At 63.2% G+C, this 16826-nt stretch carries 12 protein-coding genes and 1 tRNA gene; 1 reads left to right on the top strand and 12 read right to left on the bottom strand.

What is annotated here, in order from left to right; all coding sequences use genetic code 11:
- Positions 1-182 precede the first annotated feature (182 nt).
- The 3 genes from fusA to rpsL form a co-directional block, all read right to left on the bottom strand.
- Positions 183-2285 (bottom strand): elongation factor G, encoded by a 2103-nt coding sequence (gene fusA, locus MCHT01_RS25140; protein ID WP_067070487.1) that lies wholly within the window; start codon positions 2283-2285, stop codon positions 183-185.
- A gap of 69 nt (positions 2286-2354) precedes the next feature.
- On the bottom strand, positions 2355-2825 hold the full coding sequence (gene rpsG / locus MCHT01_RS25145) for a 30S ribosomal protein S7 (RefSeq protein WP_067070490.1): 471 nt from the start codon (positions 2823-2825) through the stop codon (positions 2355-2357).
- Between the two features lie 154 nt (positions 2826-2979).
- Positions 2980-3357 (bottom strand): 30S ribosomal protein S12, encoded by a 378-nt coding sequence (gene rpsL, locus MCHT01_RS25150; RefSeq protein ID WP_058933591.1) that lies wholly within the window; start codon positions 3355-3357, stop codon positions 2980-2982.
- A gap of 232 nt (positions 3358-3589) precedes the next feature.
- On the opposite strand from rpsL, the gene MCHT01_RS25910 reads away from it, so the two are divergent.
- Positions 3590-4084, top strand: a complete 495-nt coding sequence (locus MCHT01_RS25910) for a PIN domain-containing protein (protein WP_169806214.1) — start codon at positions 3590-3592, stop codon at positions 4082-4084.
- Between the two features lie 126 nt (positions 4085-4210).
- Here the strand turns inward: MCHT01_RS25910 and rpoC are convergent, their stop codons facing one another.
- From rpoC to MCHT01_RS25200, 9 genes are all read right to left on the bottom strand, one after another.
- Positions 4211-8434: a DNA-directed RNA polymerase subunit beta' gene (gene rpoC / locus MCHT01_RS25160; protein WP_067070495.1), complete on the bottom strand. Its 4224-nt coding sequence runs from the start codon at positions 8432-8434 to the stop codon at positions 4211-4213.
- An 18-nt stretch (positions 8435-8452) separates the two neighbouring features.
- A complete protein-coding gene (gene rpoB / locus MCHT01_RS25165) occupies positions 8453-12574 on the bottom strand; it encodes a DNA-directed RNA polymerase subunit beta (protein WP_067070497.1) in 4122 nt (1373 codons plus the stop codon).
- Between the two features lie 380 nt (positions 12575-12954).
- A complete protein-coding gene (gene rplL, locus MCHT01_RS25170) occupies positions 12955-13335 on the bottom strand; it encodes a 50S ribosomal protein L7/L12 (RefSeq protein ID WP_067070500.1) in 381 nt (126 codons plus the stop codon).
- A 49-nt stretch (positions 13336-13384) separates the two neighbouring features.
- Positions 13385-13909, bottom strand: a complete 525-nt coding sequence (gene rplJ, locus MCHT01_RS25175; RefSeq protein ID WP_067070503.1) for a 50S ribosomal protein L10 — start codon at positions 13907-13909, stop codon at positions 13385-13387.
- Positions 13910-14229: 320 nt separating this feature from the next.
- The gene (gene rplA, locus MCHT01_RS25180; protein ID WP_067070505.1) at positions 14230-14937 is read right to left on the bottom strand and encodes a 50S ribosomal protein L1; all 708 of its coding nucleotides are present in this window, start codon (positions 14935-14937) and stop codon (positions 14230-14232) included.
- 1 nt (position 14938) lies between these two features.
- Complete coding sequence (gene rplK / locus MCHT01_RS25185; RefSeq protein ID WP_067070507.1) at positions 14939-15370, bottom strand: 50S ribosomal protein L11; 432 nt, start codon at positions 15368-15370, stop codon at positions 14939-14941.
- 218 nt (positions 15371-15588) lie between these two features.
- Positions 15589-16161: a transcription termination/antitermination protein NusG gene (nusG, locus tag MCHT01_RS25190; protein ID WP_067070511.1), complete on the bottom strand. Its 573-nt coding sequence runs from the start codon at positions 16159-16161 to the stop codon at positions 15589-15591.
- A gap of 24 nt (positions 16162-16185) precedes the next feature.
- Entirely contained in the window at positions 16186-16569 is a 384-nt protein-coding gene (secE, locus tag MCHT01_RS25195) for a preprotein translocase subunit SecE (protein ID WP_067070512.1), read from the bottom strand.
- A gap of 148 nt (positions 16570-16717) precedes the next feature.
- Positions 16718-16793 (bottom strand) — tRNA-Trp (locus MCHT01_RS25200).
- Positions 16794-16826: the final 33 nt, after the last annotated feature.

Here is a 16826-nt window from a genome sequence, read left to right on the forward strand (position 1 = left end):
CCGTTCGAACTTACCCTTTGCCATTTCAATTCTCCAAAAAGAGCATTTGCCCGGTCTGTTGGTTTAGCGTTTCCGCAGCATCCTGAAATCCCGGCGACCGGCAACCGGGAGGCGTCACTGCGAAGACGATTCGATGATCGAGAAACACATGAGCCAGCGCCCTGAGGCACTGGCTCCATTCATCACTTCGCGCGAGCGGTGATGATCGCGTCGGCGACGTTCTTCGGAGCTTCGCTGTAGTGCTTGAACTCCATCGTGTACGTCGCGCGGCCTTGCGTGGCCGAACGCAGCGAGGTCGAGTAGCCGAACATCTCGGACAGAGGAACCTCTGCCTTGATGATCTTGCCGCCGCCGACCATGTCGTCCATGCCTTGCACCATGCCGCGACGGCTGGACAGGTCGCCCATCACCGTACCAGCATAGTCTTCCGGCGTTTCGACTTCCACGGCCATCATCGGCTCGAGGATGACCGGGCTGGCGCGACGGCAGGCTTCCTTGAAGCCCATCGAGGCGGCCATCTTGAACGCGTTCTCGTTCGAGTCCACGTCGTGGTACGAACCGAAGGTCAGCGTGACCTTCACGTCCACGACCGGGTAGCCGGCCAGCACGCCGTTCGGCAGGGAGTCGATGACACCCTTCTCGACCGCGGGGATGAATTCGCGAGGAACCACACCGCCCTTGATCGCGTCGACGAACTCGAAGCCCTTGCCCGGCTCTTGCGGTTCGACCGAGAACACGACGTGACCATACTGGCCCTTACCGCCGGACTGACGCACGAACTTGCCTTCGACGTCGGTGACCGACTTGCGAATGGTTTCGCGGTAAGCAACCTGCGGCTTGCCGACGTTGGCTTCAACGCTGAACTCGCGCTTCATGCGGTCGACGATGATTTCCAGATGGAGCTCGCCCATGCCGGAAATGATGGTCTGGCCGGATTCTTCGTCGGTACGCAGACGGAAGGACGGGTCTTCGGCGGCCAGACGGCCCAGCGCGATACCCATCTTTTCCTGGTCAGCCTTGGTCTTCGGTTCGACAGCCTGCGAGATCACCGGCTCCGGGAACACCATGCGCTCCAGCGTGATGATGCTGTCGGGGTCGCACAGGGTTTCGCCCGTGGTGACGTCCTTCAGACCAACGCAAGCCGCGATGTCGCCCGCCAGAATTTCCTTGATTTCTTCACGCTGGTTGGCGTGCATCTGCAGGATACGGCCGATACGCTCCTTCTTACCGCGGACCGGGTTGTAGACGGTCGCGCCCGACTGCAGCACGCCCGAGTACACACGCACGAAGGTCAGCTGACCGACATACGGGTCGGTCATCAGCTTGAAGGCCAGCGCCGAGAACTTCTCTTCGTCGGTGCGCTCGCGGGTGATCGGCTGGTCGTCTTCGTCCGTGCCCGAGACCGGCGGAATGTCCAGCGGCGAGGGCAGGAAGTCGATGACGGCGTCCAGCATGCGCTGCACACCCTTGTTCTTGAAGGCGGTGCCGCACAGCATCGGCTGAATCTCGGTCGCGATGGTCCGCTTGCGGATCGCGATCTTGATCTCTTCCTCGGTCAGGTCGCCCGTCTCGAGGTACTTGTTCATCAGCTCTTCGGTGGCCTCAGCCGCGGCCTCGACCATCTTCTCGCGCCATTCCTGGGCAACTTCGACCAGGTCAGCCGGGATGTCTTCGAAGGTGAACTTCATGCCCTGGGAGGCTTCGTCCCAGATGATGGCCTTCATCTTGAAGAGGTCCACCACGCCCTTGAAGTTTTCCTCGGCGCCGATGGGGATCACCACGGGCACGGGGTTGGCCTTCAGGCGAGTCTTCATCTGGTCGACGACCTTGAAGAAGTTCGCGCCGGTACGGTCCATCTTGTTGACGAACGCGAGGCGGGGCACCTTGTACTTGTTGGCCTGGCGCCAGACGGTTTCCGACTGGGGCTGCACGCCACCCACGGCGCAATAAACCATGCAAGCACCGTCCAGCACGCGCATCGAACGCTCGACTTCAATGGTGAAGTCCACGTGTCCAGGGGTGTCGATGATGTTGAAGCGATGCTCGGGGTAGGACATGTCCATGCCCTTCCAGAAGCAGGTCGTCGCGGCCGACGTGATCGTGATGCCGCGCTCTTGTTCCTGCTCCATCCAGTCCATCGTGGCAGCGCCGTCGTGCACTTCACCGATCTTGTGGTTCACACCGGTGTAGTAAAGGATGCGCTCGGTCGTCGTGGTCTTACCGGCATCGATGTGCGCCGAGATACCGATATTGCGGTAGCGCTCGATGGGGGTCTTGCGGGACATGGTGTCACTCCAAATGCATGGAGCCGCCATCGGGTCAGTAGTAACCCGAGGCGGCCAGAGAGGTCTTGATTAGAAGCGGAAGTGCGAGAACGCCTTGTTGGCGTCTGCCATGCGGTGGACTTCGTCGCGCTTCTTCATCGCGCCACCACGGCCTTCCGAGGCCTCCAGCAGTTCGTTGGCCAGACGTTGGGCCATCGACTTCTCACCGCGCTTGCGCGCCGATTCCTTCAACCAACGCATGGCCAGAGCCAGACGGCGGACGGGGCGAACTTCCACGGGAACTTGGTAGTTCGCGCCGCCAACGCGACGGGACTTCACTTCGACCATGGGCTTCACGTTGTTGATCGCGATCATGAAGATCTCGAGCGGATCCTTGCCGGACTTCTGCTCGACTTGCTCCAGGGCGCCATAAATGATGCGCTCTGCAACAGCCTTCTTGCCCGATTCCATGATGACGTTCATGAACTTGGACAGATCGACGCTACCGAACTTCGGGTCCGGCAGGATTTCGCGCTTGGGTACTTCGCGACGACGTGGCATGGGATTCTTCCTTCAATGCTTCAGTTGGTCAGGGCTCTCGCCCCGCCGCGGATCTCCACCGACATCTGGGGGGATCCACTTACTCGGCTACCGGTGCACCAGCACGCGGGCCGCAAAAATCGATGACCTCTCGGCCACCAAGACCGTTGGCTGATTAGGCCTTCTTCGGGCGCTTCGCGCCGTACTTGGAACGCGATTGCTTGCGATCCTTGACGCCCTGCAGGTCCAACGAACCGCGGACGATGTGGTAACGCACACCCGGCAAGTCCTTGACACGACCGCCGCGCACGAGCACGACGCTGTGTTCTTGCAGGTTGTGGCCTTCACCGCCGATGTACGAGATGACCTCGAAACCGTTGGTCAGGCGCACCTTGGCGACCTTGCGAAGCGCCGAGTTCGGCTTCTTCGGGGTCGTGGTGTACACGCGGGTGCAGACGCCACGGCGCTGCGGGCACGACTGCATAGCCGGCGACTTGGATTTCGTCACCTCGGTCTCACGACCGTGGCGCACGAGCTGATTGATGGTTGGCATAAGTAACTTGTTCCCGTTTGAAGTCACATCCCCAGCGGTTCCGACCTTGCCGAAGCGCCCAGAACAGGCGTTTCCACAAGCGACAAAAGCGCAGCACCTTGCGGCACCACGCTCGCATCAACCCAGGCCACCGACCGAATCGAGGAGCCTGGACGCATCAAGACATGCTGGAGAGCCGGCGATTGTAGGCCAGTCCACCGGATTCGCACAAGGCGCTATGCTCCGCAACCCCATGAACGACGCCGTTTCCACCACATTCCCGTCAACGTCGGCATCTCCGCCCCCCGCCGATCGCCTGGTGATCCTGGATACCCAGGTCGTCATGGACTGGCTGGTCTTCGATGAACCGAGCTTGAGGCTGCTCATCGCTTCAGTTGAGAGCAGGCACTTACATTGGGTCGCGACGGAAGCCATGAGGGCCGAGCTGCTGCACGTGATCGGTCGCGGCGTCGCGGCGCGGTATGCGCCGGACGTGAACCACATCCATGCCGCCTTCGAGGCGCACTGCCGCCTCCTTCCCGAGCCCACCCTGGGCATCGCCCGCCCTCGCTGCAGCGACACGGACGACCAGAAGTTCATCGATCTGGGCCTCTCGCTGGCGGCGACCCAGCCCACCTGGCTGATTTCCCGCGATCGCGCCGTGCTCAAGGTCGCGAAGCGTGCGGGCCGACTCGGTCTGCCCATCCTGTCGCCGGCAGCCTGGCTGAAGCTGAACACTCCGGCCTGAACGCGCGCTCAGCCAGGCGCCCTCCTCCCCCCGCCTTCTCGCGGACCAAAGAAAAAAAGGCTGCCGCCCTTTCGGGACGGCAGCCTTCGGATCGAGCCGCGGACGACTCGATTCGGATCGCTTGGCTTACTCGCCGGAGCTCGCGTCGCTGGCCGCGTCGAGCGCGGACAGCTGCACCGCGGCCATTTCCTCGGCTTCCTGGATCGCGATGGAACGGCGCTCGGCGTCGTCCATCTCTTCCTTGGCACGGCGGGCCTGGTGGAAGGCCATGCCGGTACCGGCCGGGATCAGACGACCCACGATCACGTTCTCCTTCAGACCGCGCAGCTCGTCGCGCTTGCCCATGATCGCGGCTTCGGTCAGCACGCGGGTCGTTTCCTGGAACGACGCCGCGGAGATGAACGAGTCCGTCGACAGCGAGGCCTTCGTGATACCCAGCAGCACGTCGGCGTGCGTGGCGATCATCTTGCCCTCGCCGCGCAGGCGATCGTTGGTGTCCAGCAGTTCCGAGCGCTCGACCTGCTCGCCGGCGATGTAGGACGAATCGCCCGGGTTCGTGATCTGCACGCGACGCAGCATCTGGCGAACGATCACCTCGATGTGCTTGTCGTTGATCTTCACGCCCTGGAGTCGATACACGTCCTGGACTTCGTCGACGATGTAGCGGGCCAGTTCCTCGATACCCAGCAGACGCAGGATGTCCTGCGGATCGGCCGGGCCGTCGACGACCAGTTCACCACGGTTCACCACCTGGCCTTCGTGGACCAGGATGTTCTTTTCCTTGGGCACCAGCAGCTCGTGCTTGCGGCCTTCCGGATCGGTGATCTCGAGGCGGACCTTGCCCTTGGTTTCCTTACCGAACGAGACCGTACCGGTCTGCTCGGCCAGGAAGCCGGCGTCCTTCGGAGAACGGGCTTCGAACAGCTCGGCCACGCGCGGCAGACCGCCGGTAATGTCGCGAGTCTTCTGACCTTCCACCGGGATACGTGCAAGCACTTCGCCCGGTGCCAGATCTTGGCCGTCGCGGATCTGAACCAGCGAGCCGACCTGGAAGCCGATCGTCACCGAGTGGTCGGTGCCGGGGATCTTCACTTCCTGGCCGTTCGAATCCAGCAGCTTGACCTGCGGACGGACGACCTTGGCAGCGCCGCGGCGCTTCGGGTCGATCACGACCAGCGTGGACAGACCCGTCACTTCGTCGACCTGCTTGGCCACGGTGACGCCTTCCTCGACGTTCTCGAACTTCGCCTGACCGGCGAATTCCGTGATGATCGGGCGGGTCAGCGGGTCCCAGTTCGCCAGGATCGTGCCGGCCTTGATGGTCTGGTCAGCCTTGATGTTCAGCAGGGCACCGTAAGGCACCTTGTGACGCTCGCGCTCACGGCCATGCGGGTCGGTGATCACGATTTCGCCGGAACGCGAAATCACCACCAGCTCGCCCTTGCCGTTCGTGACGTAGCGCATCGTGGCGTTGAAGCCGATGATGCCGTCCGACTTGGCTTCCACGCTCGAGGCCACCGCCGCACGCGACGCCGCACCACCGATGTGGAAGGTACGCATCGTCAGCTGGGTGCCCGGCTCACCGATCGACTGCGCGGCGATGACGCCCACGGCTTCACCGGTGTTGACCATGCCGCCGCGACCCAGGTCGCGGCCATAGCACTTGGCGCACAGGCCGAAGCGCGTGCCGCAGGTCAGCGGCGTGCGGACCTTGACCTCGTCGACGCCCGCGGCTTCCAGCACGTCCAGCGTGTCCTCGTCCAGCATGTTGCCGGCCGTCAGCAGGACCGCTTGCGTCTCCGGATGGACGACGTCGATGGCGGCCACGCGACCCAGGATGCGGTCACGCAGGGACTCGATCACTTCACCGCCTTCCACCAGGGCGCGCATGTTGATGCCGTTGTCGGTGCCGCAATCGGATTCGGTCACGACCAGATCCTGCGTCACGTCCACCAGACGACGCGTCAGGTAACCGGAGTTCGCGGTCTTCAGCGCCGTGTCCGCCAGGCCCTTGCGAGCACCGTGGGTGGAGATGAAGTACTGCAGAACGTTCAGGCCTTCGCGGAAGTTCGCCGTGATAGGGGTCTCGATGATGGAGCCGTCCGGCTTCGCCATCAGGCCGCGCATGCCGGCCAGCTGACGGATCTGGGCCGCGGAACCCCGCGCGCCCGAGTCGGCCATCATGTAGATGGAGTTGAAGGACTCCTGCTCCACTTCCTTGCCGTTGCGGTCCAGGATCTTTTCCTTGGACAGCTGCGACATCATGACCTTGCCGACCTCGTCACCGGTCTTGCCCCAGATGTCGACGACCTTGTTGTAGCGCTCGCCGGCGGTCACGAGACCCGAGACGTACTGCTGCTCGATCTCCTTGACTTCCTTCTCGGCGCGGTCGATCAGCTCGGCCTTCTGCTTCGGGACCAGCATGTCGTCGATGGCGATCGAGATGCCGGCGCGCGTGGCCAGCTTGAAACCGGACTGCAGCAGCTTGTCTGCCAGCACCACGGTTTCCTTCAGGCCGCACTTGCGGAAGGACGTGTTGATCAGGCGCGAGATTTCCTTCTTCTTCAGCGCCTTGTTGATGTTGCTGAACGGGAGGCCCTTCGGAAGGATCTCGGACAGCAGCGCGCGACCGACGGTCGTGTCCACCAGCTTGGTCTCGGGGATCCACTCGCCCGTGTCCTTGTCCTTGGTGTACTCGGTCAGGCGGACGCTGATCTTGGCGGTGATCTCCACCGCGCCGTTCTCCAGCGCGCGGATCATCTCGGGGATGTCCGTGAAGACCATGCCCTCGCCCTTGCCGTTCGTGCGCTCGCGGGTCGCGTAGTACAGACCCAGCACCACGTCCTGCGAAGGAACGATCGACGGTTCGCCGGAGGCCGGGAACAGCACGTTGTTGGAGGCCAGCATCAGGACGCGGGCTTCCATCTGTGCTTCGATCGACAGCGGCACGTGGACGGCCATCTGGTCACCGTCGAAGTCGGCGTTGAACGCCGCGCAGACCAGCGGGTGCAGCTGGATCGCCTTGCCTTCGATCAGGACCGGCTCGAAGGCCTGGATGCCCAGACGGTGCAGCGTCGGAGCGCGGTTCAGCAGAACCGGGTGCTCCTTGATGACCTCTTCCAGGATGTCCCAGACCACCGGGGTGCCGCTCTCGACTTCCTTCTTCGCGGCCTTGATCGTGGTCGCGATGCCCATCGCTTCCAGGCGCGAGAAGATGAAGGGCTTGAACAGCTCCAGCGCCATCAGCTTCGGCAGACCGCACTGGTGCAGCTTGAGCGTCGGGCCCACGGTAATGACCGAACGGCCCGAGTAGTCCACCCGCTTGCCCAGCAAGTTCTGACGGAAGCGACCGCTCTTGCCCTTGATCATGTCGGCCAGCGACTTCAGGGCACGCTTGTTCGCGCCGGTCATCGCCTTGCCGCGGCGGCCGTTGTCCAGCAGCGAGTCGACGGCTTCCTGCAGCATGCGCTTTTCGTTGCGCACGATGATCTCAGGGGCCTTCAGCTCGAGCAGACGGGCCAGGCGGTTGTTGCGGTTGATGACGCGACGATAGAGGTCGTTCAGGTCGGAGGTCGCGAAACGACCGCCGTCCAGCGGCACCAGCGGACGCAGGTCCGGCGGCAGCACCGGCAGCACTTCCAGCACCATCCAGTTCGGCTTGATGCCCGAGCGCTTGAAGGCCTCCATCACCTTGAGGCGCTTGGAGTTCTTCTTGATCTTCAGCTCGGAGCCGGTCATGTCGTTGCGCAGGCGGTCGATCTCGACGTCGAGATCCATTTCCGCCAGCAGCTTCTGGATGCCTTCGGCGCCCATCAGCGCGATGAACTCGTCACCGTACTCGACGCGCTTCGCGTCGTAATCGTCCTCGGACATGATGCTGAACTTCTTCAGCGGGGTCATGCCCGGGTCGACGACGACATACGCCTCGAAGTACAGCACGCGTTCGATGTCGCGCAGCGTCATGTCGAGCACCATGCCCAGACGCGACGGGAGCGACTTCAGGAACCAGATGTGCGCGCAAGGAGCGGCCAGCTCGATGTGGCCCATGCGCTCACGGCGCACCTTGGTCTGGGTGACTTCGACGCCGCACTTCTCGCAGATCACGCCACGGTGCTTCAGGCGCTTGTACTTGCCGCACAGGCACTCGTAGTCCTTGATCGGGCCGAAGATCTTGGCGCAGAACAGGCCATCACGTTCCGGCTTGAACGTCCGGTAGTTGATGGTCTCAGGCTTCTTCACTTCACCGAAGGACCACGAACGGATCTTCTCGGGCGAGGCCAGCCCGATCTTGATCGCGTCGAAGTGCTCGTCCGGCGTGAATTGCTTGAACAGGTCCAACAAACCCTTCATACGTTTCTCCTGTTCCCTTTAGTTGCGCTCGAGCTCGATGTCGATGCCCAGCGAACGGATTTCCTTCACCAGCACATTGAACGACTCGGGCATGCCGGCTTCGATCGAGTGCTCGCCCTTGACGATGGACTCGTACACCTTGGTACGGCCGTTCACGTCGTCGGACTTCACCGTCAGCATTTCCTGCAGGATGTACGAGGCGCCGTAGGCTTCCAGCGCCCAGACTTCCATCTCACCGAAACGCTGGCCGCCGAACTGCGCCTTACCACCCAGCGGCTGCTGCGTGACCAGCGAGTACGGGCCGGTCGAGCGGGCGTGCATCTTGTCGTCGACCAGGTGATGCAGCTTCAGGACGTGCATGTAGCCGATCGTGGTCGGGCGCTCGAACTGCTCGCCGGTACGGCCGTCATACAGGAAGGCCTGCGTGCGGCTGGCCGTGAGGCCCTTCTTCGCGGCGATGTCGTCCGGATAGGCCAGCTTCAGCATCGCGCGGATTTCCTGCTCCTTGGCGCCGTCGAAGACGGGCGTCGAGAAGGTGGCGCCGTGCTGCAGGTTGCGAGCCATGCCCAGGACTTCCTCGTCGCTCAGCTGCGCCAGATCCTCGGACTTGCCGCCGTTCTGGTTGAACAGCTGGTCCATGAAGTCGCGCAGCTCGGCCACGCGGGCCTCGCGCTGGAGCATGTCGCCGATGCGTTGACCAATGCCCTTGCCGGCCCAGCCCAGGTGGACTTCCAGCACCTGACCCACGTTCATCCGCGAGGGGACGCCCAGGGGGTTCAGCACGATGTCGGCGGGCGTGCCGTCGGCCATGTAGGGCATGTCTTCGATCGGGGTGATCTTGGACACGACACCCTTGTTGCCGTGACGGCCGGCCATCTTGTCGCCAGGCTGCAGACGACGCTTGACGGCCAGGTACACCTTGACCATCTTCAGCACGCCGGCCGGCAGCTCGTCGCCTTGCGTCAGCTTCTTGCGCTTCTCGTCATAGGCGAGGTCGAAGCTGTGACGGGTCTGCTCCAGCGAGTTCTTGATCGATTCCAGCTGGTTGGCCACGTCGTCCTCGGCGGGACGGACGTCGAACCAGTGGAACTTCTCGACCTCGGCCAGGTAGTCCTTGGAGATGACGGTGCCCTTGGTGATCTTCTTGGGACCACCGTTGGCGACCTTGCCGGTCAGCAGCTTCTCGACGCGGTCGAACGCGTCGGCTTCCACGATGCGCAGCTGGTCGTTCAGGTCCAGGCGGAAGCGCTTCAGCTCGTCGTCGATGATCTGCTGGGCGCGCTTGTCGCGCTGGATGCCTTCGCGGGTGAACACCTGCACGTCGATGACCGTGCCGTTGGTGCCCTGGTCCACGCGCAGCGACGTGTCCTTCACGTCCGAAGCCTTCTCGCCGAAGATGGCGCGCAGCAGCTTCTCTTCCGGCGTCAGCGTGGTCTCGCCCTTGGGCGTGACCTTGCCGACCAGCACGTCGCCCGGGTTCACTTCCGCACCGATGTACACGATGCCGGATTCGTCCAGACGAGCCAGTTGCTGTTCGCTCAGGTTCGGGATGTCGCGGGTGATTTCCTCAGAGCCCAGCTTCGTGTCACGCGCCATGACCACCAGTTCCTCGATGTGGATCGAGGTGTAGCGGTCTTCGGCCACCACGCGTTCGGAGATCAGGATCGAGTCTTCGAAGTTGTAGCCGTTCCACGGCATGAACGCGACCAGCATGTTCTGGCCCAGAGCCAGTTCACCCAGGTCGGTCGAGGCGCCGTCGGCGATGATGTCTTCCGCGGCGACGCGGTCGCCACGCTTGACGATCGGACGCTGATGGATGTTGGTGTTCTGGTTGCTACGCTGATACTTGATCAGGTTGTAGATGTCGACACCGACTTCACCGGCCACGGTCTCGTCGTCGTTCACGCGGATCACGATGCGGTTCGTGTCGACGTAATCGACCACGCCACCACGACGCGCGGCCACCACCGTGCCCGAGTCCTTCGCGGCCACGCGCTCGACGCCCGTGCCGACGAAGGCCTTCTCCGGACGCAGGGTCGGGACGGCCTGACGCTGCATGTTGGCGCCCATCAACGCGCGGTTCGCGTCGTCGTGCTCCAGGAACGGCACCAGCGACGCCGCCACCGACACGATCTGCGTCGGCGCCACGTCCATGTACTGGATGCGCTCGGGCGAGGTCAGCACCGAGTCGCCGTTCTCACGCGCGGAGACCAGCTCGTCGACCAGTTGGCCCGCGTCGTTCAACGACGCGTTCGCCTGGGCGATGACGTACTTGCCTTCCTCGATGGCCGACAGGTAGTCGATCTGGTCCGTGACCTTCGAATCCACGACGCGGCGATACGGCGTCTCCAGGAAGCCGTACTCGTTCAGGCGCGCATACAGCGCCAGCGAGTTGATCAGACCGATGTTCGGGCCTTCCGGCGTTTCGATCGGGCAGACACGGCCGTAGTGGGTCGGGTGCACGTCGCGGACTTCGAAGCCGGCGCGTTCGCGGGTCAGACCGCCCGGGCCCAGTGCGGAGACACGACGCTTGTGCGTGATCTCGGACAGCGGGTTGGTCTGGTCCATGAACTGCGACAGCTGCGACGCACCGAAGAACTCCTTCAGCGCCGCGGAAATCGGCTTGGAGTTGATCAGGTCGTGCGGCATCAGGGCTTCGGTCTCGGCCTGGCCCAGACGTTCCTTGACGGCCTTCTCGATACGGGCCAACCCCGAGCGGTACTGGTTCTCGGCCAGTTCGCCGACGCAACGGACGCGACGGTTGCCCAGGTGGTCGATGTCATCGACCTCGCCGCGGCCATTGCGCAGCTCGACCAGGATCTTGACGACGTCGAGGATGTCCTCGTTCGACAGGGTCATCGCACCGGTCGGGATGTCGCGGCCCACGCGGGCGTTGAACTTCATCCGGCCGACGCGCGACAGGTCGTACGTGTCGTCGCTGTAGAACAGGCGGTTGAACAGCGCCTCGACCGCGTCTTCCGTCGGCGGCTCGCCGGGGCGCATCATGCGGTAGATGGCGACACGGGCGGCGAGCTGATCGGCGGTCTCGTCCGAGGCCAGCGTCTGGCTGATGTAGGCACCCTCGTCCAGTTCATTCGTGAACAGGCACTGGATGTCCTTGATGCCGGCGCCGCGCAGCTTCTTCAGCAGCGAGTCGGTCAGCTCTTCGTTGGCCTTCGCGATGATCTCGCCGGTGTCCGGATCGACCATGTTCTTCGCCAGGACGCGACCCAGCAGGAAGTCTTCCGGCACGGTCACGTGCTGCGTGCCGGACTGCTCCAGCTGACGCACGTGGCGAGCAGTGATGCGCTTGTCCTTCTCGACCAGGACGTTGCCGCTCTTGTCGGTGATGTCGAAACGCGCGACTTCACCCTTCAGGCGTTCGGCCACGAACTCCATCTGGGCGCCCGAATCCATCAGGCGGAAATTGTCGAAGACGAAGAAGTGCGCCAGGATCTGCTCGGGATTCAGGCCGATGGCCTTGAGCAGGATCGTGACCGGCATCTTGCGGCGACGGTCGACGCGGAAGTACAGGATGTCCTTCGGGTCGAACTCGAAGTCCAGCCAGGAGCCGCGGTAGGGGATGATGCGCGCCGAGAACAGCAGCTTGCCAGACGAGTGCGTCTTGCCCTTGTCGTGCTCGAAGAACACGCCGGGCGAACGGTGCAGCTGCGAGACGATGACGCGCTCGGTGCCGTTGATGATGAACGAGCCGTAGTCGGTCATGAGCGGCACTTCGCCCATGTAGACCTCTTGCTCCTTGATCTCCTTGACCGTCTTCGGCTGGGGGCTTTCCCGGTCATAGATGATCATCTGCAGCTTCGCGCGAACAGCCGCGGCGAAGGTCAGACCGCGCTGCTGGCATTCGCGAACGTCGAACGGCGGCTTGGCGATGTTGAATTCGAGGAACTTCATTTCCACGAACCCGTTGTGCGACACGATCGGGAAGGTGGAGAGGAAGGCGGCTTGGAGGCCTTCCGGTTTGCGCTTCAGGGGAGCGACATCCTTTTGCAGGAAGCCGACGTACGACTCCTTCTGCATCGTCAGCAGGTACGGAACGTTGAGCACGCTCACGCGCTTGCCGAAGCTCTTGCGGATTCGCTTGCGCTCGGTGTAGCTGTAGGGGGTTGCTTGCGCCATAAAGACTCCGTGTCGAGCGCACCCCTGGCCTGGAGGCGCGCTGCGTCGGCGACTGGCTGTTCGGGCGTTGCACCCGAAGCTTGGTGGTTGGCCACTACCAACCGCTGGCGGACAACCCCGGGGCACCGGGCGTCACTGAGGGCGTTGCACCCCACGCATGACGCACGATTGGACCGCGGTCCGACCAAACCGTTCTCTGCAGTCGGATCAGAGAACACTCGAAAGAACCGTGCATGATACAGCACGATGCTTTCGATTGCTCTTTGTCAACCCGCATCTCACCGGGGCATACCCTGAAACGAGGAAAGGGGAGGCCCTGACGGGCCGCCCCTCTCGCGGTGCGGGAGCGGAGGAACAAGCCATCCGATCCCAACAAGGTCTTACTTGAGTTCGACCTTGGCGCCGGCTTCTTCCAGCTTCTTCTTGGCAGCTTCGGCGTCGGCCTTGGAGATGCCTTCCTTGACGGGCTTCGGAGCGCCGTCGACCAGGTCCTTGGCTTCCTTCAGGCCCAGGCCGGTGATTTCGCGAACGGCCTTGATGACCGAGACCTTCTGGGCGCCGGCGTCAGCCAGGACCACGGTGAACTCGGTCTTCTCTTCAGCAGCGGCAGCGCCACCGCCAGCTGCGCCGCCAGCGGCGGGAGCAGCCATCGAAGCGGCGGACACGCCGAACTTCTCTTCAATTGCCTTGACCAGGTCGTTCAGTTCCAGAACGGTCATGCTGTCCAGGGCAGCCAGGAAAGCGTCTTTGTCGAATGCCATGATAGGTTCCTAAATACAGAAAGAATTGATTGCGCGAATGCAGCGTCGATCAGGCGGCAGCAGGAGCTTCGGCCGCGGCTTCGGCGCCGCCGCCCTTCTGCTGAGCCAGGGCAGCCAGCACGGCCGCGGTGCGTTGCACCGGCGACTTGAGCAGGCCGGCGATCTGCGACAGCAGGACTTCCTTGCTCGGGACAGCCGCCAGCGCCTTCACGCCATTGACGTCCAGAGCCTTGCCGCCGTAGGCACCACCCTTGATGACGAGCTTGTCGTTGGTCTTGGCAAAGTCAGCGATGACTTTGGCAGCCGCGACAGCGTCTTCCGAAAAGCCGTAGATCAGCGGGCCGACCATGGCATCCGAAGCAGCCTCGAACGACGTACCGGCGACGGCGCGACGGGCCAGGGTGTTCTTCAGCACGTGAAGATACACACCCTTGGCACGCGCATCGACGCGCAGCTTGTTCAGGGCTTCAACGGTGAGGCCACGGTACTCAGCCAGCGCCAGCGTCTGGGACTTGGCGGCTTGCGCTGCCACGTCGGACACGACGGCTGCTTTCTCGTTGCGATTGAGACTCAAGGTCTACTCCTCACATTACGCCCTCGACGCGACGTTTGACCGTCGCGGCTCAGGCACCGGAATCAGCGACCTTCTGTCAGGAACCAACGCGATGCCCTTGAGCCTCGCGATCCGTATCCTTTCAGCGGGACCGCCATCTGCGCTGGCCGGAGCCGAAGCCCCGATTAAGCGATCTCCCCCGTACTGCGGGATCTCTCGCCAGCGGTCTTGGATGACCTGGCCGGATTGCTCCGGCCAGCCCACCAATTCATCAGCGTCACGCCAGACTCGCGTGACGCCTCATCTGAAGCGTCGGGCCGCGCGGGCGGCCCGAGCCGTGCTTAGGCAGCGGCGGCGGCGTTGATCGTGCCGACGTCCACGCGGGCGCCAACGCCCATCGTCGACGAGACAGCGACCTTGCGCAGGTAGATGCCCTTGCTCGAGGCCGGCTTGGCCTTGTTCAGAGCTTCGACCAGCGCGCGCAGGTTGCCTTCCAGCTTCTCGGTGTCGAACGAGCGACGGCCGATCGTGCCGTGGATGATGCCGGCCTTGTCGACGCGGAACTGGACTTGACCAGCCTTGGCGTTCTTGACGGCGGTGGCGACGTCCGGGGTCACGGTGCCGACCTTCGGGTTCGGCATCAGGCCGCGCGGGCCCAGGATCTGACCCAGGGTACCGACGATACGCATCGTGTCCGGCGAGGCGATCACGACGTCGAAGGGCATGTCGCCCGCCTTGACGCGCTCGGCCAGGTCTTCCATGCCGACGACGTCGGCGCCGGCGGCCTTGGCTTCTTCAGCCTTGGCGCCTTGGGCGAACACGGCGACACGCTTGGTCTTGCCGATGCCGTTGGGCATCACGACAGCGCCACGGACGACTTGGTCCGACTTCTTGGCGTCGACGCCCAGTTGGATCGACACGTCGATGGCTTCATCGAACTTGGCGGTGGCGCATTCCTTGACCAGGTTGATCGCGTCGGACAACGCGTACAGCTTGGTCGATTCCACCTTGCCCTGCAGGGCTTGTTGACGCTTGGTCAGCTTGGCCATGTCAGATGCCCTCCACGATGATGCCCATCGAACGGGCGGAGCCGGCGATGGTACGGACTGCGGCATCCATGTCGGCGGCCGTCAGGTCCTTCTGCTTGGTCTTGGCGATCTCTTCCAGCTGGGCGCGGGTCAGCTTGCCGACCTTGTCCAGATGGGGGCGCTGCGAGCCCTTGTCGATCTTGGCAGCCTTCTTCAGCAGCACGGTCGCCGGGGGCGACTTGATGATGAAGGTGAAGCTCTTGTCCGCGAAGGCGGTGATCACGACGGGCAGCTTGAGGCCCGGCTCATAGCTCTGCGTCTGGGCGTTGAACGCCTTGCAGAATTCCATGATGTTCAGACCACGCTGACCCAGCGCGGGACCGACCGGAGGCGACGGGTTCGCCTTGCCAGCCGGGATTTGCAGCTTGATGAAGCCGACAATCTTCTTGGCCATGATTTCTCCTGAGAGCGATCCGACGGCCACGCCGGTTCGCCTGAGTGCTAACGCGAGGGGCTCATCCTGACGGCCTTACCCTCGCTCCTCTTGCCCACCTCTCGTTGCGGACTGGTCACGGAAGATTTCGCGGCTTGCGCCGGCGAGCACCTTCGGGCTCTTGTTTCGTGGCCGGAACGAGCAATGGCGGCCGAAGCCGCCATGTCATTGCCGAGCCGTCAGACCTTCTCGACCTGGGCGAAGTCCAGCTCCACCGGCGTCGCGCGACCGAAGATGGTCACGGACACGCGCAGCTTCGACTTGTCATAGTTGACTTCCTCGATGCTGCCGTTGAAGTCGGTGAACGGACCTTCCTTGACACGGACGATCTCGCCGACGATCCATTCAACCTTCGGCTTCGGCTTGTCCACGCCTTCCTGCATCTGGTTGACGATCTTCATCACCTCAGCTTCGGAGATCGGCGCCGGGCGATTCTTCGCACCACCGACGAAGCCGGTGACCTTGGACGTGTGCTTGACCAGGTGCCAGCTGTCGTCGTCCATCACCATCTCGACCAGCACATAGCCGGGGAAGAAGCGACGCTCGGTGACGGCCTTCTTGCCATTCTTCAGCTCGACGACCTCTTCGGTCGGCACCAGGATGCGGCCGAACTTGTCCTGCATGCCAGCGCGGTCGATGCGTTCGCGCAGGTTGCGTTCGACGGCCTTCTCCATGCCGGAGTAGGCGTGCACCACATACCAGCGCTTCGGGATGCCCGACTCGGTCGTCACGACGTTTTGGTCTTCGCTCATCTCGGTCCTCTCAATCCCTGCCGCTCAGCGCTTCCAACCCAGGATCAGGTCGTACAGGACCCATTCCAGCGTCTTGTCGGTAAACCACAGGAACAGCGCCATCACCACGACGAACGCGAACACGTACAAGGTCATCTGGCCGGCTTCCTTGCGGGTCGGCCAGACCACCTTGCCCACTTCCTTGATCGAATCCTGACCGTAGGCGATCAGCGACTTGCCGGACTCCGAGGTCAGGAACGCGCCGACGGCGGCGGCCAGCAGCACGATCAGCACGCCCCATTGCGCCCACGGACCTTGCTTGCTCAGCGCGTAGAAGGCGACAACAGCCGCGATGACCAGCGCCACGGCGCCGGCCAGCTTGGCCTTGTCGGCGCCGGTCGTCACGGTTTCGACTTGAGGATTGGACATTGAACTCACTTCCGGCCAAGGCTCAGCGCCTCGGCGATTGCTCAACCGACACACGTCGGAAGAACCCACCAGCACCAAAGCCCGCCGAGAAGAACTCCCGCGGGCTTGGCTTGACCACTAGGACCAACGTTCGCTTATCGCTGATCGCTGGCAGGGGCAGAGGGTCTCGAACCCCCAACCTTCGGTTTTGGAGACCGACGCTCTGCCAATTGAGCTATGCCCCTGTGGTCTCTGACTTGAATTACTCGATGATCGTC

Origin of the sequence: Mitsuaria chitosanitabida ATCC BAA-476 = NBRC 102408 (genome assembly GCF_001598255.1) — a bacterium.
In the GTDB taxonomy this organism is placed as follows: domain Bacteria; phylum Pseudomonadota; class Gammaproteobacteria; order Burkholderiales; family Burkholderiaceae_C; genus Roseateles; species Roseateles chitosanitabidus.

Bases quoted from the DNA above. Each gene is read 5' to 3' on its own strand.
- rpoB (WP_067070497.1), bottom strand. From the start codon at position 12,574: ATGGCGCAAGCAACCCCCTACAGCTACACCGAGCGCAAGCGAATCCGC.
- rplA (WP_067070505.1), bottom strand. From the start codon at position 14,937: ATGGCCAAGCTGACCAAGCGTCAACAAGCCCTGCAGGGCAAGGTGGAA.
- rpoC (WP_067070495.1), bottom strand. From the start codon at position 8,434: ATGAAGGGTTTGTTGGACCTGTTCAAGCAATTCACGCCGGACGAGCAC.
- nusG (WP_067070511.1), bottom strand. From the start codon at position 16,161: ATGAGCGAAGACCAAAACGTCGTGACGACCGAGTCGGGCATCCCGAAG.
- rplK (WP_067070507.1), bottom strand. From the start codon at position 15,370: ATGGCCAAGAAGATTGTCGGCTTCATCAAGCTGCAAATCCCGGCTGGC.
- secE (WP_067070512.1), bottom strand. From the start codon at position 16,569: ATGTCCAATCCTCAAGTCGAAACCGTGACGACCGGCGCCGACAAGGCC.
- fusA (WP_067070487.1), bottom strand. From the start codon at position 2,285: ATGTCCCGCAAGACCCCCATCGAGCGCTACCGCAATATCGGTATCTCG.
- rplL (WP_067070500.1), bottom strand. From the start codon at position 13,335: ATGGCATTCGACAAAGACGCTTTCCTGGCTGCCCTGGACAGCATGACC.
- rpsG (WP_067070490.1), bottom strand. From the start codon at position 2,825: ATGCCACGTCGTCGCGAAGTACCCAAGCGCGAAATCCTGCCGGACCCG.
- rpsL (WP_058933591.1), bottom strand. From the start codon at position 3,357: ATGCCAACCATCAATCAGCTCGTGCGCCACGGTCGTGAGACCGAGGTG.
- MCHT01_RS25910 (WP_169806214.1), top strand. From the start codon at position 3,590: ATGAACGACGCCGTTTCCACCACATTCCCGTCAACGTCGGCATCTCCG.